Genomic DNA, 18,900 nt, shown 5'->3' with positions numbered 1-18,900 from the left:
GTGTGTGTTCCGTGGTGCGTTAAAGGGCTTGGCTGCGTGGGATCTTGCGCCCCGGTGTGTCGGAGGCCAGTTCGCCGGTCTGCAGCCAGGTCAGAGCGATGGGCCATAGTGTGGCTTGGTATGCGCTGCGAAAAAAGGCGAAATGTCCGACGTGCTGTTCGCCGATGTCCTGCGGCTCGATTCGCAGGTGGGTCTTTTGCGCGTTGTGGAAGTAAGCGAGCAGGCGTTCGATGGCGGGAATCGTGCCGTAGGGATCGTCGCTGATGCTGATTGCCAAGGCTTTGGCCCGGACTTTGGCGAACGGCAAGTCCGCCATCTTTCTACCGCTCGAGCGCCGCTCATAACGTGCGGCCGGCGTGCTCCAGTCGCGCACCACGCCGGCGGGCGTGTCTTCCAGCCAGCCAAGTCGTTTGCCCGGAAAGTAGCCACACAACAGCGTGACCAGCGGCATCAGCAGATGCCATTTTCCGAACATCCGCCAGCGGTGCTCGGGCGCGTAATCGCGCCAATAAGCGAATTGCGCGCCGACCGTCACTAGTCGTCGGATTACCTGTCCGGAGGCCCCCAGGCCTGCTGCGCAGCCACCAAAGCTGTGCCCGACCACATCGATCGGCTGGCCGGGAAACTCCCGTTGCGCGCGTTTGAGCATCGCCTCGAAATCCAGCGCGCCCCAATCCGTCCATGAAGCCTGCAAATGCCTCATCGACTTCGGCCGCGACTCGCCAATGCCGCGGTAGTCGTAAATGATCACGTCGAAGCCGTTGGCGAACAGATACGCCGCGAAGCGCGAGTAGTGGCGGCAGCGCACGGACGTGGCGGCGTTGATGATGACCACTGGGCGCTGTGGATCGGGCGAAGCGTGGCGCCAGGTGAAACCGCCGAGCAGATAGCCGTCGGCGGCGGGCTCGTGGAAGGGCTCGCTTTCTGCTGACAGCTGACCGAGTGGCAGTGTCGCGCTTTGTAGGTTCATGGCGATCCAGACTTTCGGGGACGGGTCGAGGATGAACTTCAAGTGAGTGGGTATGCAACGAATTGGAACGCAGTGAGTACCCAATTCGCAGGTTGATCAGGCAATCGCTAATTCGAGACGCAATGCGGCGCGAATCGTTGATGGAGTTTTCTGTAGTCCTTTTCGTATCAACCGCAACTCCCAATCGTTCTAAAACCCACCCCGCAAGACAAAATCTAAAAAGAGGTAACGATTGGGTTCCGCGAGAGCCCGGGAGTCGTCCTCATGAAACGCGTTCTTTCATTCGTGCTGCCCCTTGCCGCTGCGGCGGTGCTGCTGTTTCCGATCATGGCGCAGGCTGCAAGCCTGGAGCCGATCGACAGTTCCGCCGTGCAGGTTCAGCAGCAAGAGCAAAACGGTGTTCGCTATCTGGCCGGCGGGATTGGTGAAGATGAGTCGAAAGCCATTCAGCAATCCGCGGGCTACAACCTGCACATGACGTTCGCTGTCGGCATGCAAAATCAATACACCGCCGATGTCGATGTGATGATTCAAAAAGCACCCGGCCAGACCGTGCTGACGCTGAGTCAAACCGGGCCATTGGTGTACGTGCAGTTACCGCCCGGCAAATATACGGTCGTCGCGACCCGCAATGGTGAAACGCGCCGGGATACGGCGGATATTGGCGGCGGTGCTGCGCGCAATCTGGTGTTCCACTGGAACGACAACAGCTAGCGTTGCTGACGGTCGCACCGGGATGGCGCGACCGTTGCCCGGCGGCCCAGCCAGATCAATACCCAGGCGGCGCCAGACAGGAAGAGGGCGAGGAGGCAATGCGCGGCGACGGCAAACCAGAAGCTGCTGGGTTGTGTGGTCAACGAATACACGGCGAAGCGTTTGCCGCGCGCCATGTTGCCGATGCGCCCCTGAATCAGGCCGTCCACGGTTTCGTAGGCGATCAGGCCGATACACAGGATCAGCACCAGGCCGAGCGCGATCATCAGCCAGTCGGTACGTTTTACGGGCGGCGCGGGATGGGGCAGGGGAACGCGGGTTCTTTTCTGGTTCATCGCGGGATGACCCTCTTCCGTAAGGGTTGAGCAACGTATCGCGAATTCCGGCCTGCAAGAAGAGCGGGATCCGGTCGCCATCAAATCGCAGGCATAAAAAAACCCTGAATCTTGCGATTCAGGGTTTTCGGTATTTGGTGCCCAGAGACGGAATCGAACCGCCGACACGGGGATTTTCAATCCCCTGCTCTACCGACTGAGCTATCTGGGCAACGGGGCGCATTAAAAGGGTTTTTCGGATTTACGTCAAACACTTTTTTAAAATTTCTTAAATTAATTCCGTCGCTTACGATCCGACCCCCGATTTCGCGGGGTTTACTCTGCGGGCGGAACGTAGCCTTCGGCCTGAGCGTATTCCTCGCCGGAGAAGTACTTGTCCATTTCGCCCTGAAGAAATTTGCGGTCTTCGGCGTTCATCATGTTCAGGCGTTTTTCGTTGATCAGCAGGGTCTGGTGTTTCTGCCAGTCAGCCCAGGCCTTGGCCGAGACGTGTTCGAAAATATCCTGGCCCTTGGCGCCCGGGTACGGTGGGCGCTCCAGACCTTCGAGTTGTTCTTTGTACTTGCGGCACATTACGGTGCGGGTCATGTCGACTCTCCTGCATTCAAGACGGCGGCCGCGCGTTCGAGCAAGGTCTTGACCGGGGCGGCGAGGCCCAGGCGCGGCGGGGTGGCGAGGTTATACCAGAGCCAGTCGGCCTCGGCCACGTGGCCGCCGGCTTCCTGCACCTGAACCAGCCAGGGTTCGATGGACAACTGGAAGTGGCTGAAGGTGTGGACCAGGCTCGGCAGCGCCTGCTGCTCGCCCAGTTCCAGCGAGTGCTGCGCGGCGAGGTGCTGCAGGTCGTCGAGGTCGTCGAGTTCCGGCAGGCTCCACAAACCGCCCCACAGTCCGCTGGACGGGCGGCGATAAAGCAAAATCGCGCCGTCCTCGTTGGCCAACAGCGGCATCAACGTGCGTTTCTGCGGGATGGCCTTGCGCGGCTTAGGGATCGGGTAGCGCGTCTCCAGGCCGAGCATGTGCGCTTCGCAGCCGTTTTTCAGCGGACACAGCAGGCAGCTCGGTTTGCTGCGGGTGCAGAGCGTGGCGCCCAGGTCCATCATCGCCTGGGTGTAGGCGTTGACCCGATCCTGCGGCGTGAAGCGCTCGGCGTTGGCCCACAGCTGTTTGGCAACCTTCGGCTCGCCGGGGTAGCCCTCCTGCGCGGTAAAGCGCGCCAGCACCCGTTTGACGTTGCCATCGAGGATCGGCGCGCGCAGGCCCATGCTGATGCTGGCGATCGCGCCGGCAGTCGACAGGCCGATGCCCGGCAAATCCGTGAGCTTCTCGACATCCCGGGGGAACTCGCCACCGTACTGGCTCACGACGATCTTCGCGGTCTTCTGCAGATTGCGCGCGCGGGTGTAGTAACCGAGCCCGGTCCACAGGTGCAGTACTTCGTCTTCCGGCGCTTCGGCCAGGGCTTCGACCGTCGGCAGGGCGGCCATGAAGCGGTCGAAGTAATTGAGCACGGTGCTGACCTGGGTCTGCTGCAACATGATCTCGGACACCCACACCCGGTACGGGTTGATGTTCTGTTGCCAGGGCAAATCATGGCGGCCGTGGCGGTCGTACCATTCCAGCACCGCCGTGGAAAACTGCTCCGCTCTCATCGCTTGAACAGCCCCTTCAATGCGTTTTTCAGTTCCGGGCTGACTTTGTCGCCCAGTTTCTCGTCGATCTTTTCGCTGAGCTTGTCGCCGGCCAGTTTGCTCGCGACCTGGCCCATCCGTTCGTTGTCCACGCGGCAGGCCTTGGCGCCCAGTTCCAGTGGGCCACGGCAACGCAGCGGCCATTCGATGCCGACGAATTTGTCGCCGACCTGGCAGGCCGGGTCAGGCATGGCGCTGGTGTCGCCTTCGACGATGATGCCGACGCGATAGTCCATGCCCAGCACCTTGAGGTCGATATCGCCGTCACCGTTGACACTCATGCCGGGGATGCGCACTTTCAGGTCCGGGTTGCTGGCCACGCCGTTGCGGAAGGTCAGGTTGCCCTTGAGTTCCTGGAACGGCGTGTCCTTGCCGCGCGGCTCGCCGCTCAGGGATTTACGGTTGAGGGTGGCGATGCCCTTGCACAGTTGCTGCTCAAGGTTGGCGTTGAGCAGCACGCCGTTGTTGATCACGAAACTGGCGTTGCCGTTGAGGGTTTCGATCAGCGCCTGCTGGCTGTTGCCGCTGCCGGTGACGGTGCTGGTGAGATTGACCAGCCCCTTGACCGGCGGATTCTTGCCCTGGCTTTCGAGGATTTTCTCCACCGGCACGCGGTTGATCCGGGTTTGCAGGTTCAGTACCGGCGCGGTCTGGCGCACATCCAGCGTCCCCTTGGCTTCGAAGTCGCCGTTGTACAGCTCGCCGCGCAGGTTCTCCAGAGTCAGCAGGCCGCCCTGGCCGGTCGCTTTCAGTGCGGCGTTCTGGATCGGCAATTTGTCGAGGGTCAACTGGCCGAAGGTCAGGTCAGCGTTCACGTCGAGCTTGCTCAGGCGCTCGACCGGGAACAGGCGCTCGGTGCTCCAGGCGCTTTTGCTCGGTTTCTCCGGCAGCGGTGTGCTGCCGGCACCCGCCATCGCATCGGCCTCGGTACTGGCGACTTCGGCCTGACGAACCTGAGTGGCGTTATTGGCTTTTTCCGATTTCGGCGGCAGGTAACGGTCGACGTTGAAGGTGTCGGCCTTGAGGACCGCCCGCAGCGATTGTTTGGCGAAATCCTCGACGGCGATGCGGCCACTGAAACTGCTGTCGTCGAGTTTCAGGTTGATGTTGTCCAGCGCCACGCTGGTCGGCGTCGCGGCGACACGGCTGACCAGTTCAACCTTGCTCAGGCTGCCTTCGGCCATGGCCGGCAGGGTCTGACCGATGCTGTCGACGAATTTCGCCAGGTCGAACTGGGCGATGGAAATCCCGCCGCTGATCTGTGGCGTCTTGTCCAGGTCATTGGCCTTCAACTCGCCGAGGGCACGCAACTGATTGACCGACAGTTTGATGCCGGTCCATTCGGCGACGTTGGCGGCCTTGTCCAGCAACAATTGGCCCTGGGCGGCAAAGGTTACGGTTTTGCCCTGCAGCGGATCGCCGGCGACTTCGCCGGACAGCTTCAGGTCTTCGAACTTGTAGCGTTGCAGGGCGCGCTCGAAGCGCAGCTCGCCGTTGAGCTCGGTGCGCACCCGCAGCACTGGCTGGTTGGTGCCGAGGAACGCGGTGGCCTTGACCGGGATGTTGGTCGAATCGTGAACCGCGCCGGTGCTCAGCTGAATGCTTTCGGCGCTGAATTGCTTGCCGGTCAGCTCGTCGTTGTATTCCACGCGGGCGTTGTTGACGGTCAGGCTGTCGATGTCGAGGCGGATCGGCTGGGCCGGTTTTTCCACCGGGGCCGGTGTTGCTGGAGAGGCTTCCCCAGCGGTCGCAGGCGGTGTGCTGCCGGCGGGAGCCGGCACCTTGCCGATGTCCTCCCAGTTACCGTGACCATTCTTGTCACGATTCAGGCGCAGGTTCAGGCCTTCGACACGTACGTCACTCATCTGCACTTCGCGGCGCAGCAGCGGCAGCACGCGCACGGACAGGCCGAGCATTTGCAGGTCGGCGAACGGTTCGGCAGGCTTGGCCAGGGTCGCGACGCTGGCCTCGTGCAGTTCCAGGCCGAGCCACGGGAACAGGCTCCAGCCGATGTCGCCATTGAGCGTCAGCTCGATGTGGGCCTTGTCGCGGGCAATCTGGCGGATCTCGTCTTTGTAGTCGTTGGGATCAAACAGGTGGGTCAGGGCGAAGCCCGCCGCCACAATGATCAGCAACAGCCCGAGAAGTACCAGACCCAGGATTTTGCCGAACGCTTTCATGGGCGAGTCCTTGTAAGTAGTCGAATTCGTAATTTAGCCGGGGAGTATAGCGCTGCATCAACCCGCGCTGTTGCGGTGTCCCCTGCACGCTGCTGAACCGTGATGTACAGCGCTTCGACAACGGTCGGCATCGGGGTTCCCCGGCGTCATGAGATCAGATGACTCAAAAAAGGTGATATCAGTTTGGTTTTTCTGTCACGTGCAAATGGTAACCTTCGCCCGTTCGTCCGCCCATCTGCGACTTAACGTCGCGCTTTCAAGGAGCTTCACCCGCAAAAAACGGTCATGCCTGCGTGCATAAAGGCCGGGGTGGGCAGTGGCTGGCGAACCATACTAATAATTGGGGGATACACAATGAGCACGACCATTACGGCGGACGGCTTCAAAGCCGATCAGCCCGGGTTCCTGTCCAAGGAACGCATCATCGCCAAGCCCGGTTTCAACCGTTGGCTGGTGCCGCCGGCCGCTCTGGCCATTCACCTGTGCATCGGCATGGCCTACGGCTTCTCGGTGTTCTGGTTGCCGCTGTCCAAGGCACTGGGCGTCACCGCTCCGGTGGCTTGCGCACCGGACATGAGCTTCATCGCACAAGTCTTCTCGTCGCAATGTGACTGGCCGATCTCCATGCTCGGCTGGATCTACACCCTGTTCTTCATCTTCCTCGGCTGCTCGGCAGCGATCTGGGGTGGCTGGCTTGAACACGCAGGACCACGCAAGGCCGGCGTTGTATCGGCACTTTGCTGGTGCGGCGGTCTGCTGATTTCTGCGCTGGGTATCTATACCCACCAGATCTGGCTGATGTGGATCGGCTCCGGTGTGATCGGCGGTATCGGTCTGGGTCTGGGCTACATCTCGCCGGTCTCGACCCTGATCAAATGGTTCCCGGACAAGCGCGGCATGGCGACCGGCATGGCGATCATGGGCTTCGGCGGTGGCGCGATGGTTGGTGCACCACTGGCGACCGCTCTGATGAGCCATTTCGCTTCGCCGACTGGCGTGGGCGTGTGGCAGAGCTTCGTGGCCATGGCCGCAATCTACTTCGTGTTCATGATCGGTGGCGCCTTGGCCTACCGCGTACCGCCAACCGGCTGGAAGCCTGAAGGCTGGACCGCGCCGGCGAAAAAAGCGTCGAACGCGATGATCACCCACCGTCACGTCCACGTGAATGTGGCGTGGAAAACCCCGCAATTCCGTCTGGTGTGGCTGGTGCTGTGCCTGAACGTGTCTGCCGGTATCGGCATCCTCGGCATGGCTTCGCCATTGTTGCAGGAAGTGTTCGGCGGCAAGCTGCTGGGCAACGATCTGCCGTTCGGTCAGCTGGATGCCGGTCAACTGGCTTCCATCGCAGCGATTGCGGCCGGTTTCACCGGTCTGCTGAGCCTGTTCAACATCGGCGGTCGTTTCTTCTGGGCGTCGTTCTCGGACTACCTGGGCCGCAAGAACACTTACTTCGTGTTCTTCGCGCTGGGTTTTGCGCTGTACGCACTGATTCCGAACCTCGGTCACCTGGGTAACGTTGCGCTGTTCGTGGCGGCGTTCTGCATCATCCTGTCGATGTACGGCGGTGGTTTCGCGACCGTTCCGGCGTATCTGGCCGACCTGTTCGGTACGCAGATGGTGGGCGCGATCCACGGCCGTCTGCTGACTGCCTGGGCCGCCGCTGGCGTGCTGGGTCCGGTGCTGGTGAACTACCTGCGTGAGTATCAGCTGAGCATCGGCGTTGAACGCGCCGCCGCTTACGACATCACCCTGTACATCCTCGCCGGCCTGCTGGTGCTGGGCTTCCTGTGCAACCTGCTGGTGCGCCCGGTGGCGGACAAGTACTTCATGACCGACGCCGAACTGGCCGCCGAACAGGCGCTGGGTCACGACAAGGGTGCTGACGGCAGCACCGTGCTGGAGTGGAAAGCCGCGCCGGGCAGCAAGCCGCTGGCGATCGCTGCGTGGCTGGTGGTGGGGATTCCGTTGGCGTGGGGTGTGTGGGTGACCCTGCAGAAGACGGCGGTTCTGTTCCACTAAGTTCGTTTACACCTGATCGTTCCCACGCTCTGCGTGGGAATGTCTCCCTGTGACGCTCTGCGTCACATTCGAAGTGGACGCAGAGCGTCCGGGGCTGCACTCCCACGCAGAGCGTGGGAGCGATCAGCGCCATTCAACGCTTGTATGGACATGTCTATCCCCGACAGCACAGAGTTCTATCCGTCAGTCATTCCACCTCTCGTGTTTCTGTTTCGGCCCCGCGCCCCTATAATGGCTGCCTTTTTCGCCCAATGATTTTGCGGAGCTGGTGATGGCCGAACGTAAGGCGTCTGTCGAGCGCGACACTCTGGAAACCCAGATCAAAGCCTCGATCAACCTTGATGGCACCGGAAAGGCCCGATTCGATATCGGTGTTCCTTTTCTTGAGCACATGCTGGATCAGATCGCCCGTCACGGGTTGATCGACCTGGATATCCAATGCAAGGGCGATCTGCATATCGACGACCACCATACGGTGGAAGACGTCGGTATCACCCTCGGCCAGGCCTTCGCGCAAGCCATTGGCGACAAGAAAGGCATCCGTCGCTACGGCCACGCCTACGTGCCGCTCGATGAAGCGCTGTCGCGCGTGGTCATCGACTTCTCCGGCCGTCCGGGCCTGCAGATGCACGTGCCGTACACCCGCGCCACCGTTGGCGGCTTTGACGTCGACCTGTTCCAGGAATTCTTCCAGGGCTTCGTCAACCACGCGCTGGTCAGCCTGCACATCGACAACCTGCGCGGCACCAACACCCACCACCAGATCGAAACCGTGTTCAAGGCTTTCGGCCGCGCGCTGCGCATGGCCGTCGAGCTGGACGAGCGCATGGCCGGCCAGATGCCTTCGACCAAGGGCGTCCTGTAATGCAGACGGTCGCAGTTATCGATTACGGCATGGGCAACCTGCACTCGGTGGCCAAGGCCCTCGAGCACGTCGGTGCCGGCAAGGTGCTGATCACCAGCGATGCGGCAGTGATCCGCGAAGCCGACCGCGTGGTGTTCCCCGGTGTCGGCGCGATTCGCGATTGCATGGCGGAGATCCGTCGCCTCGGTTTCGATTCGCTGGTGCGTGAAGTCAGCCAGGATCGTCCGTTCCTCGGCATCTGCGTCGGCATGCAAGCCTTGCTCGACTCCAGCGAAGAGAACGACGGCGTCGACTGCATCGGCCTGTTCCCGGGCGCGGTGAAGTTCTTCGGCAAAGACCTGCATGAAGACGGCGAGCACCTGAAAGTCCCGCACATGGGCTGGAACGAAGTGAAGCAGGCGGTGGATCACCCGCTGTGGCACAACATTCCGGACCTGGCGCGTTTCTACTTCGTGCACAGCTACTACATCGCCGCCGGTAACCCGCGGCAGGTGGTCGGCAGCGGTCATTACGGCGTCGATTTCGCCGCGGCGCTGGCCGAAGGTTCGCGTTTCGCCGTGCAGTTCCACCCGGAGAAGAGCCATACCCATGGCCTGCAATTGCTGCAGAACTTCGCGGCGTGGGACGGTCGCTGGTAAATGGCCGTCAAGAAATCCAAACCGCCGATCCTGACCCTCACTCCCGAGCAGGAGAGCGAGGCCAACCGCAAGATTCAGCGGTTCATGGAGGATCGTTTCGAACTGGACCTGGGTTCGTTCGAAGCGGCGGAAATTCTTGAGCTGTTTACCCGCGAAATTGCTCCGCACTATTACAACAGGGCGATTTTCGATGTGCAGACCCACCTCAAGGAGCGGTTTGAAAGCATCGAAAGCGACCTGTGGGCGCTCGAGAAAAACTGATTTCCGAGCCAAGCTGAACATTCAAATTTGAAGGTTTGCCAGATGCTGATTATTCCCGCTATCGATCTTAAAGACGGTGCCTGCGTACGTCTGCGCCAGGGCCGCATGGAAGATTCCACAGTGTTCTCCGATGACCCGGTGAGCATGGCTGCCAAGTGGGTGGAGGGCGGCTGCCGTCGTCTGCATCTGGTCGACCTGAACGGTGCTTTCGAAGGCCAGCCGGTCAACGGCGAAGTGGTGACCGCGATCGCCAAGCGCTACCCGACTCTGCCGATCCAGATCGGCGGCGGCATTCGTTCGCTGGAAACCATCGAGCACTACGTCAAGGCCGGCGTCAGCTACGTGATCATCGGCACCAAAGCGGTGAAGGATCCGGCGTTTGTCGCTGAAGCCTGCCGCGCGTTCCCGGGCAAGATCATCGTCGGTCTGGATGCCAAGGACGGTTTTGTCGCCACCGATGGCTGGGCTGAAATCAGCACCGTGCAGGTCATCGACCTGGCCAAGCAGTTCGAAGCCGACGGCGTGTCCTCGATCGTTTATACCGACATCGCCAAAGACGGCATGATGCAGGGCTGCAACGTGCCGTTCACCGCTGCGCTGGCGGCTGCCACGAAGATCCCGGTGATCGCTTCCGGTGGCATTCACAACCTCGGTGATATCAAGTCGCTGCTCGACGCCAAGGCGCCAGGCATCATCGGCGCCATCACCGGCCGGGCGATCTACGAAGGCACTCTCGACGTCGCCGAAGCGCAAGCTTTCTGCGACTCGTATCAAGGCTGAGGACTGACCATGGCGCTGGCCAAACGCATCATCCCTTGCCTGGACGTGGACAACGGCCGGGTCGTCAAAGGTGTGAAGTTCGAGAACATCCGTGACGCCGGCGACCCGGTGGAAATCGCCCGTCGCTACGACGAGCAGGGTGCTGACGAGATTACCTTTCTCGACATCACCGCCAGCGTCGATGGTCGTGACACCACGCTGCACACCGTCGAGCGCATGGCCAGCCAGGTGTTCATCCCGCTGACCGTCGGCGGTGGCGTGCGGACCGTGCAGGACATTCGCAACCTGCTCAATGCCGGTGCGGACAAGGTGTCGATCAACACCGCTGCCGTGTTCAACCCGGAGTTCGTCGGCGAAGCGGCGCAGCATTTCGGCTCGCAATGCATCGTCGTCGCCATCGACGCGAAGAAGGTGTCCGGCCCGGGCGAAACCCCGCGCTGGGAAATCTTCACCCACGGCGGCCGCAAGCCGACCGGCCTCGACGCGGTCGAGTGGGCGAAGAAAATGGAAGGCCTGGGTGCCGGTGAAATCCTCCTGACCAGCATGGATCAGGACGGCATGAAAAACGGTTTCGACCTCGGCGTGACCCGCGCCATCAGCGATGCGCTGGGCATTCCGGTGATCGCTTCCGGCGGCGTCGGCAACCTGCAGCATCTGGCGGACGGCATCCTTGAAGGCCACGCCAGTGCAGTACTGGCGGCGAGTATTTTCCACTTCGGCGAATACACCGTTCAGGAAGCCAAGGCCTACATGGCGCACCGCGGCATCGTAATGCGTTAAACATCCATACAGGCCAGTGGACAGCATGGCGTACCCAAGGCACTCTTGGGCACGCCATGGATTTCGGTAGCCCGACATGATCAAACGCCTGCTTCTCGCCCTCGCCAGTGCCTCCGTGTTGTTGATCAACACCGGCCACGCCGAGGAAAGTCCCGACACCGATCTGGTGCTCCTCACCGAAAACTTCCCGCCGTACAACATGGCGAAGAACGGCAAGAATTTCGCCCAGGATGAAAACATCAATGGCATCGCCACGGACATCGTGCGCGAGATGTTCAAGCGTGCCGGCATCACTTACAGCCTGACCCTGCGCTTCCCCTGGGAGCGGGTCTACAAGCTGGCGCTGGAGAATCCCGGCTACGGTGCGTTCGTCATGGCGCGGCTGCCGGATCGCGAAAAGCTCTTCAAGTGGGTCGGCCCGATCGGCCCGGACGACTGGGTCATGCTGGCCAGGGCCGACAGCAAAATCACCCTCGAAACCCTCAATGACGCGCGCAAATACAAGATCGGCGCCTACAAGGGCGATGCGATTGCCGAGACGTTGACCAAACAGGGCCTGAAGCCGGTGGTGGTGCTGCGCGATCAGGACAACGCCAGGAAACTCGTCGGTGGTCAGATCGATCTGTGGGCCACCGGCGATCCTGCCGGCCGTTATCTGGCGCGGCAGGATGGGGTGACCGGGTTGAAAACCGTACTGCGCTTCAACAGTGCCGAACTGTATCTGGCACTGAACAAGGACGTGCCCGATGCAACGGTTGCCCGGTTGCAGGCCGAGCTGGATCAGATGCGCAAGGACGGTGTGGTCGATGAGATCATGGGACGGTATTTGTAGCGACTTCTTCCTCTGTCGTCGGTTGAGGGGCAAAGCCAATATTGTCGCTGTCACTGTCTGAATGGCTTTCGCTTGCAGGTGGCTCTGTCGCCAGTTGCGGAGTGAAGGTCAGCGTGCTGTCGCTTTCTGGCGGATACTCGGTCAGGTAAAGGCTTTCATCATCGGTGTAACCCACGCTCACTGCTACATGAGTGCCGTCTGCGCGCCTCAACGTATAGATACTTTGTATTTGATAGACCGCCACGGCCTTGTGTTTGGCAGCCATGGCGACGATGTCCAGTGGGCGCGATTCATCCCAGCCGCTGGCTGATGTCTCGCAGTAGGTAAAGTCTTTGTACAGATGTGCCGAGAAGCGGATGGCAGGGGGTGCGCTCGAAGGCAGCGCTGACCACGCTGTCGAGAACTCGATAGCGGTGAGGCGGCTGAAAATCTGCTGCATCTGCGAGTTCTGGGTGCGAACCGCTTTCCATTTGAAAGGCCGTGGCAGATCAGTGGTGTTGTGGCCGTGCCCCACCAGGACATATTGATCCGAGCGTTCCAGACGGTAGAACGGGGAAGTGGACAACTGCTCGCCCGCGGACAGTTGATCGTTTACCGCGAACCATGGAATTCGCACGGTCTGTGTGACCTTGGCCGGTGCCAGTTCCGGAGGGGCTCCATACCCCGACAGTTCAGGCGCCTCGGGTGCAGGTATTGACTGTCGGGGAAGCTGCATTCGCAACGCGTGGACGGCGGAATTCACAGGTTTGGAGTGGCTCTGGACTCCGAAGAACGTGCCCGCTGCAAAGTGGATTTCACCCGCAGCAGCCTGCGCAGGTTCAATGTCCCAGGCGCTGAAGTTCTGCCTGGCACCACTGCCTTTGTCATCCCAGATCAAATCGCCAACGGTTGCGGGCATGACCAGATCTTCGCGGACACAGCGGATCGCATTGAGTAATGGCTTGTCGCGCCCGTTGGAGCAGACAAACCCCATGGCCACATAGCCGGGAGGAGGGATCGGGCGCCATACCGTGCAGTCGGCGGCGGCTCCGGAGTTGGCGTCCTTCCAGACTCTTTCGTAGTCCGTGGGCGGGCTGAGTGCGTTGCTCCGGGAGGGGCCATCGCCTTGCGGCTCGCCTTCACGGACGACAGCCACGATTCTGTTTCCATTGACGTTTTCGTACCCGGTCACGGCCACATCCCCCAACGGGAAATACCCCGGTAGCAGATCGGGGGCGGGAGCCGGGCGCCAAAAACTGCCAACCGCGGAACCGGAGCCGCGGCTGTCCCAGATCCGGTGGAATTCGCTGGTGAAATTGATCAGCAGATTGCCGAACCGAATCGGTTCCATTCGCTGCGCAGATAATGTGTTGCTGTCGATGCCTGTCATAGTCAGTCCTGAAGTTTGCAAGGCGACCCACAAGAGTCGCTAACCATTACAGGGGTGACTATCCAGACGCGGGCGAGTCGTCAGGCAATAACTATGTGTAGCGGTTGTATCAGGGCATTTATCGGTAGACACCGTTTTTGCCGTGTGCGGCCGTGGCGCGATTGCTGCGCACGCTGATCATCTGCTTGATGTCGATCCACTCGATGCCTTGGGCTTTCAACTTTGGCAGCTCCCGCTCCAGCACCGCCAGTGTCTGTGGATAAGGGTGTCCGATCATCACGGCTGAACCCTGCTTGTGCGCCAGGCTGATTGCCGTCTGCAATTGAGTCAGGATCGCCGCTTCGGTGCGCTCGTCATCGAGAAATACATCCCGCGAAACACTTGCCAGATCGATCTTCTGTGCCTGCTGCGCGGCGACAGTCTGGGCGCTGGTCCGGCTGTCGACGAAGAACTTGTGGCGGCGCTGCAACTCGCCCATCAACCACGCCATGGCCACCGGCTGCGCAGTCATGCGACTGCCCATGTGGTTGTTGATGCCGGCGGTGTAGGGGACCATTTTGAACGCGGCATTCAGCCGTTTCTCGAGTTCTTCGATGGGCAGTTCGGGATGCCAGGCGAACGGGCCTGTGGCGGGGTCCATCGGCATGTGCAGGATCACGATCTTGCCGGCGCGATGGGCTTCGCGGGCAAATTCGGTGGCGTGCGGGGTGTCGGGCATGATCGCCGTGGTGACCGGCCCGGGCAGGGCCAGCACCCGGCGGTCCCGGGGCAGGTTCTGCCCCAGGTCGTCGATGATCAGTGTCAGGTAGGCTTTTTGAGGTGTGGGTCTGGCAGGTTCTGCGTGAGCAGCGCCCGCCAGACAGCACAGCAGGACAAAGACCAGACGCAAGGACATCCTCAACGGCCGGACGTGATGCTCAGGCCTTTGAGCAGGCTCAGTGCCTGGGCCAGCTGGTAATCGTCATCCTGCGGCATCGCCTTGGCCTTGCCGCCCGAGCCGGTCGGTTTGTCCGCGCCGCCGTTGCCGTTGCCCAGGTGACCTTGCAGGTCGGCTTCCTTGAAGTAGTCGCCGTCCGCTTCGTTGGTGATCTTGGCCTTGCGTACTTCGATGTCCGGGACGATGCCCTGGGCCTGGATCGAGCGACCGTTCGGCGTGAAGTACAGCGCCGTGGTGATCTTCAGTGCGCGGTCGTTGTTCAGCGGCAGCACGGTCTGTACCGAGCCCTTGCCGAAACTGGTGGTGCCCATGACCACGGCGCGTTTCTGATCCTGCAGGGCGCCGGCGACGATTTCCGAGGCCGAAGCGCTGCCACCGTTGATCAGCACGACCATCGGCACCGCTTCGCTTTCGTCCTTGCCGGTGGCGGAGAAGCGCAGCTCGGAGTTGGCGATCCGGCCCTTGGTGTAGACGATCAGGCCTTTGGTGATGAAGTGGTCGACCACTTCCACCGCCGCCTGCAGCACGCCACCCGGGTTGTTGCGCAGGTCGAGGATGATGCCGTTGAGCTTCTTGCCATTGTCCTTGCGCAGCTTGGCCAGGGCCTTGGAGACTTCTTCGCCGGTCTTGACCTGGAACTGAGTGATGCGGATCAGGCCGTAGCCCGACTCCAGCAGTTGCGCCTTGACGCTCTTCACCTGGATCACGGCACGAGCCAGGGTTACATCGAACGGCGTGCCGCCGTCGCGCACCAGGGTCAGGGTGATCTTCTGGCCGATCTTGCCGCGCATCTTGTCCACGGCTTCGGTCATGGTCTGGCCGCGGGTCGGCGCGCCGTTGATCTTGACGATGAAGTCGCCGGCCTGGATGCCGGCCTTCGACGCCGGAGTGTCATCGATCGGCGACACGACCTTGATGAAGCCGTCCTCGGCGCCGACTTCGATGCCCAGGCCACCGAATTCACCGCTGGTGCTTTCCTGCAACTCGGCAAAGTCTTCAGGGCCAAGGTAGGCGGAGTGCGGATCGAGGTTGCTGAGCATGCCCTTGATCGCGTTTTCCAGCAGGGTCTTGTCGTCCACCGGCTCGACATAGGCGGCCTTGATCCGGTCCATGACCTCGGCAAAGGTGCGCAGCTCTTCCAGCGGCAACGGCGCCTTGGAAGTCGCGGCAGTACCTGCCGGAGCGACGGCCGGAGCCGGTTGAGCGGCAAACGCCAGAGGCGCGCCGATCACCAGGGCGATCGTCAGGGCCAGCGAGGTAAGGCGGGACAAATGCAGCATGTCGAACGAACTCCTGAATTAGATGGCGTGCTTATCCTTGCGCACGGCACCATTGCGCCGGATCACTCGGGTGACCCTGCTGACGAATTGCGAAATACAGCGCTGGTGTGTCCTGGCCGCCACTGTTACCCACAGTGGAGATGGACTCACCGGCTTTTACCACGTCACCTGCCGACTTGAGCAGCGTCTGGTTGTGACCGTAAAGACTCAGAAAACCGTTGCCGTGGTCGAGAATCACCAGCAGCCCGGCACCGCGCAGCCAGTCGGCAAACACCACGCGCCCACCGTGTACGGCATGCACCTGGCTGCCGGCGGAGGCGCTGATCATCACGCCGTCCCACTTGGTGCGCGCATCGTCGCCACGGTTTTCGCCAAAGCGTGCCAGCAGTCGACCATCAACCGGCCATGGAAGTTTTCCTCGACTTGAGGCAAAGGGGCCACCGAAGGTCTCGCCGCCGCTGGACACCAGGGCGCCAGGCGTCGATCTGACCGGTTTGCGTGGGGCGTCGGTGTTTTCTGCCTCGGCCTCACGCAAGCGCTTTTTTTCGGCTTCCTGCTGGGCGATGAGCGCTTTCTGCCGCGCTTCTTCTGCCTCACGGGCCTGGCGGGCCAGGGTTTCTTCAATGGTTTTAAGGACTTTAGACAGGTCTGCCTGATCCTGCTCGCGGGCGGCCAGTTTCTGGTCCCGGGCTTTCACGTCTTCGTTCAACTTGGCGAGGGCCTGCTGGCGCTCCTTGCGGACCTTGTCGAGCGCTTCGCGCTGAGTGTCGAGATCACTTTGCTGCGCCAGCAACTGAGCCTGCTGCAAGCCGATGTCCTTTTCGACATTGGCCAACTGGCGCAGGGTTTCGTTGAAGCTCTTCAGCTGCTCCAGGCGGGCCTGGCTCAGGTAGTCGTAATAGGTGAGGGTGCGGGCGAATTTTTCGGGATTCTGCTGGTTGAGCAGCAGCTTGAGGTATTCCTGGCGACCGTTCTGGTAGGCGGCGCGGGCCTGGATGGCGATCAGTCGCTGCTGTTCAGTGCGCGCGCTCTGGAGTTTTTTTTTCTCCGCATCGAGCCGCTGCAGCTCGGATTCGCTCTTCTTCAGCTCTTTCTGCAGGGCTTCGACCTGTTTCTCGAGCTTGCCCATCTCGGTTTCGGTGCCCTTGAGCTCCTTTTGCACCCCGGATTTTTCTTCCTGGAGCTTGCCCAGCAGTTTTTTCAGCTCGGCAATGTCCTGGCGCGTGGCGTCCAGTTGCTGTTGGGTTTGCGCGCGCTCATCCGCGAAGGCCGGTTGGAGCAGGCATGTCAGAGCGAGGGCGATCAGGACGCGAAGCATAGAGGCGGGCGGCACCAGGGTAAGGGACGGCCTAGTATGCCCGCCCGACGCAGCAAAAAAAACGCCCAATTGGGACTGTGTGATAACTGGGGCAAGCGACAGGCCGAATTCCATTTCGAAATCTCCATAAACCACTGTGGGAGCTGGCTTGCCAGCGATGGCGTCCGAACATTCAACAGGGTTGTTGGCTGTCAGATTGCTATCGCTGGCAGGCCAGCTCCCACAGGGTTTTGCGGTGTTTTTGACGGGCGATTACACCAGAATCGAAGTGCCAGTCATTTCCGCCGGTTTTTCCAGACCCAGCAGTTTCAGCATGGTCGGCGCCACATCCGCCAGCACGCCGCCTTCGCGGACTTTCAGATCGCGCTTGCCGACATAGATGAACGGCACCGGCTCGGTGGTGTGTGCGGTGTGCGCTTGCCCGGTGGCTTCGTCAGCCATCTGCTCGACGTTGCCGTGGTCGGCGGTGATCAACGCTTCGCCGCCGACTTTTTCCAGAGCGTCGACGATGCGGCCGACGCAGGTGTCCAGGCATTCCACGGCTTTGACCGCGGCTTCGAACACGCCGCTATGGCCGACCATGTCGCCATTGGCGTAGTTGACCACGATCACGTCGTAACGCTGGTTCTCGATGGCCTCGACGATGCGGTCGGTGACTTCCGGCGCGCTCATTTCCGGCTGCAAGTCATACGTGGCGACTTTCGGCGACGGAATCAGGATGCGTTCTTCGCCCGGGAACGGTTCTTCGCGACCACCGGAGAAGAAGAAGGTCACGTGGGCGTATTTCTCGGTTTCGGCGATGCGCAGCTGGGTCTTGCCGTTTTTCGCCAGGTAGTCGCCGAGCACGTTTTCCAGGCTGCCCGGCGCGAAGGCGGCGGGGGCCGGGATGCTGGCGGCGTATTGGGTCAGGCCGACGTATTGCACTTTTGGCTGGCGTGCGCGCTCGAATTCCTTGAAACCATCTTCGACAAATACGCGGCTCAGCTCGCGGGCGCGGTCGGCGCGGAAGTTCATGAACACCACGGCGTCGCCGTCTTCGACTTTTACCGGCTCGCCGATGCTGGTGGCTTTGACGAATTCGTCGCTCTCGCCACGGGCGTAGGCGGCTTCCAGGCCTTCCTGGGCGGTGGCGGCGTTGAATTCGCCCTTGCCGTCGACGATTAGATTGTAAGCCTGGGCCACGCGATCCCAACGGTTGTCGCGATCCATGGCGTAGTAGCGACCAATCAGGCTGGCGATGCGGCCCTTGCCGAGGGCCTGGAAGGTCGCGTCGAGCAGTTCGATCGACGAAGCGGCGCTTTTCGGCGGGGTGTCACGGCCATCGAGGAAGGCGTGCAGGTAGATTTTTTCGGCACCGCGCTTGAAGGCCAGTTCGGCCATGGCGATCAGGTGATCCTGGTGGCTGTGAACGCCGCCGTCCGACAGCAGCCCCATGAAATGCACGGCCTTGCCGGCGGCCACGGCCTTGTCCACGGCGGCGCAGATGGTCGGGTTCTCGAAGAACTCGCCGTCGCGGATCGCTTTGGTCACACGGGTGAAGTCCTGATACACCACGCGCCCGGCGCCGAGGTTCATGTGGCCGACTTCGGAGTTGCCCATCTGGCCGTCCGGCAGACCGACGTCCATGCCGCTGCCCGAGATCAAGCCGTTCGGCACGGTGGCCCACAGGCGATCCAGCACAGGCTTCTTGGCCGCATAGACGGCGTTGGACTCGGGGCTGTCGCTGTGACCGAAGCCGTCGAGAATCATCAGGACCAAAGGTTTAGGCGTGGTAGTCATGGAATCCACTCGTGGCTAATAAGAAGAGGGCGATGGAAAAGGGAGTTGGAGTTTAAAGCGAAGTTCCGGCGGCGTCACCGCCGGACGGGGTTTGGCCGACCATAGTGGCTGTGTATACTGGCCGACATTTTAACGCCCTGGAACCTCCTTCG

The 18,900-nt window shown here is 61.3% G+C and carries 18 protein-coding genes and 1 tRNA gene; 8 read left to right on the top strand and 11 right to left on the bottom strand.

What is annotated here, in order from left to right; genetic code table 11:
- Positions 1–19: 19 nt before the first annotated feature.
- Positions 20–970 (bottom strand): alpha/beta fold hydrolase, encoded by a 951-nt coding sequence (locus tag CAF77_RS10725; RefSeq protein ID WP_085654456.1) that lies wholly within the window; start codon positions 968–970, stop codon positions 20–22.
- Between the two features lie 264 nt (positions 971–1,234).
- Between CAF77_RS10725 and CAF77_RS10720 the strand changes: the two genes are divergently transcribed.
- Positions 1,235–1,684: a hypothetical protein gene (locus CAF77_RS10720; RefSeq protein ID WP_085654454.1), complete on the top strand. Its 450-nt coding sequence runs from the start codon at positions 1,235–1,237 to the stop codon at positions 1,682–1,684.
- On the opposite strand, the gene CAF77_RS10715 is transcribed toward CAF77_RS10720, so the two are convergent.
- The 5 genes from CAF77_RS10715 to CAF77_RS10695 all read right to left on the bottom strand — a co-directional run bounded on the left by CAF77_RS10715 (position 1,681) and on the right by CAF77_RS10695 (position 5,890).
- Positions 1,681–2,019, bottom strand: a complete 339-nt coding sequence (locus tag CAF77_RS10715; RefSeq protein ID WP_085654452.1) for a hypothetical protein — start codon at positions 2,017–2,019, stop codon at positions 1,681–1,683. The genes CAF77_RS10720 and CAF77_RS10715 overlap by 4 nt on opposite strands.
- A gap of 135 nt (positions 2,020–2,154) precedes the next feature.
- Positions 2,155–2,230: transfer RNA gene (locus CAF77_RS10710), tRNA-Phe, on the bottom strand.
- 104 nt (positions 2,231–2,334) lie between these two features.
- Complete coding sequence (locus CAF77_RS10705) at positions 2,335–2,607, bottom strand: oxidative damage protection protein (RefSeq protein ID WP_007952551.1); 273 nt, start codon at positions 2,605–2,607, stop codon at positions 2,335–2,337.
- On the bottom strand, positions 2,604–3,671 hold the full coding sequence (mutY, locus tag CAF77_RS10700) for an A/G-specific adenine glycosylase (RefSeq protein WP_085654451.1): 1,068 nt from the start codon (positions 3,669–3,671) through the stop codon (positions 2,604–2,606). The genes CAF77_RS10705 and mutY overlap by 4 nt, the downstream gene beginning before the upstream one ends.
- Positions 3,668–5,890: an AsmA family protein gene (locus tag CAF77_RS10695; RefSeq protein WP_085654449.1), complete on the bottom strand. Its 2,223-nt coding sequence runs from the start codon at positions 5,888–5,890 to the stop codon at positions 3,668–3,670. The genes mutY and CAF77_RS10695 overlap by 4 nt, the downstream gene beginning before the upstream one ends.
- Positions 5,891–6,244: 354 nt before the next feature.
- Between CAF77_RS10695 and CAF77_RS10690 the strand changes: the two genes are divergently transcribed.
- From CAF77_RS10690 to CAF77_RS10660, 7 genes are all read left to right on the top strand, one after another.
- Positions 6,245–7,909, top strand: a complete 1,665-nt coding sequence (locus tag CAF77_RS10690; protein WP_039764668.1) for an OFA family MFS transporter — start codon at positions 6,245–6,247, stop codon at positions 7,907–7,909.
- A 271-nt stretch (positions 7,910–8,180) separates the two neighbouring features.
- Positions 8,181–8,774 carry an imidazoleglycerol-phosphate dehydratase HisB gene (hisB, locus tag CAF77_RS10685; protein WP_039764670.1) on the top strand — a complete coding sequence of 198 codons (594 nt, stop codon included), beginning with the start codon at positions 8,181–8,183 and terminating at the stop codon, positions 8,772–8,774.
- Positions 8,774–9,412 (top strand): imidazole glycerol phosphate synthase subunit HisH, encoded by a 639-nt coding sequence (hisH, locus tag CAF77_RS10680; RefSeq protein ID WP_007952546.1) that lies wholly within the window; start codon positions 8,774–8,776, stop codon positions 9,410–9,412. The genes hisB and hisH overlap by 1 nt, the downstream gene beginning before the upstream one ends.
- A complete protein-coding gene (locus CAF77_RS10675) occupies positions 9,413–9,673 on the top strand; it encodes a DUF2164 domain-containing protein (protein ID WP_011332018.1) in 261 nt (86 codons plus the stop codon).
- Between the two features lie 42 nt (positions 9,674–9,715).
- Entirely contained in the window at positions 9,716–10,453 is a 738-nt protein-coding gene (gene hisA / locus CAF77_RS10670; protein WP_003220753.1) for a 1-(5-phosphoribosyl)-5-[(5-phosphoribosylamino)methylideneamino]imidazole-4-carboxamide isomerase, read from the top strand.
- A gap of 9 nt (positions 10,454–10,462) precedes the next feature.
- Entirely contained in the window at positions 10,463–11,233 is a 771-nt protein-coding gene (gene hisF, locus CAF77_RS10665) for an imidazole glycerol phosphate synthase subunit HisF (RefSeq protein ID WP_007897430.1), read from the top strand.
- Between the two features lie 76 nt (positions 11,234–11,309).
- On the top strand, positions 11,310–12,065 hold the full coding sequence (locus CAF77_RS10660; RefSeq protein ID WP_085654447.1) for an ABC transporter substrate-binding protein: 756 nt from the start codon (positions 11,310–11,312) through the stop codon (positions 12,063–12,065).
- On the opposite strand, the gene CAF77_RS10655 is transcribed toward CAF77_RS10660, so the two are convergent.
- The 5 genes from CAF77_RS10655 to gpmI form a co-directional block, all read right to left on the bottom strand.
- Positions 12,046–13,434 (bottom strand): Vps62-related protein, encoded by a 1,389-nt coding sequence (locus CAF77_RS10655; RefSeq protein WP_085654445.1) that lies wholly within the window; start codon positions 13,432–13,434, stop codon positions 12,046–12,048. The two genes, CAF77_RS10660 and CAF77_RS10655, sit on opposite strands and share 20 nt — an antisense overlap.
- Before the next feature lie 118 nt (positions 13,435–13,552).
- Positions 13,553–14,329, bottom strand: coding sequence for a divergent polysaccharide deacetylase family protein (locus CAF77_RS10650; RefSeq protein ID WP_085654443.1), 777 nt, complete (start codon positions 14,327–14,329; stop codon positions 13,553–13,555).
- 2 nt (positions 14,330–14,331) lie between these two features.
- Positions 14,332–15,651, bottom strand: coding sequence for a S41 family peptidase (locus tag CAF77_RS10645; protein ID WP_085654441.1), 1,320 nt, complete (start codon positions 15,649–15,651; stop codon positions 14,332–14,334).
- A gap of 31 nt (positions 15,652–15,682) precedes the next feature.
- On the bottom strand, positions 15,683–16,969 hold the full coding sequence (locus CAF77_RS10640; RefSeq protein WP_085654439.1) for a murein hydrolase activator EnvC: 1,287 nt from the start codon (positions 16,967–16,969) through the stop codon (positions 15,683–15,685).
- A gap of 252 nt (positions 16,970–17,221) precedes the next feature.
- Positions 17,222–18,748 carry a 2,3-bisphosphoglycerate-independent phosphoglycerate mutase gene (gene gpmI, locus CAF77_RS10635; RefSeq protein WP_085654437.1) on the bottom strand — a complete coding sequence of 509 codons (1,527 nt, stop codon included), beginning with the start codon at positions 18,746–18,748 and terminating at the stop codon, positions 17,222–17,224.
- Between the last annotated feature and the right edge of the window lie 152 nt (positions 18,749–18,900).

It is taken from the genome of Pseudomonas sp. R15(2017) (assembly GCF_002112685.1).
GTDB lineage: Bacteria > Pseudomonadota > Gammaproteobacteria > Pseudomonadales > Pseudomonadaceae > Aquipseudomonas > Aquipseudomonas glycinae.
The sequence above is the reverse complement of the archived record's forward strand: the minus strand, read 5'-3'. Positions and strand labels throughout refer to the sequence as shown.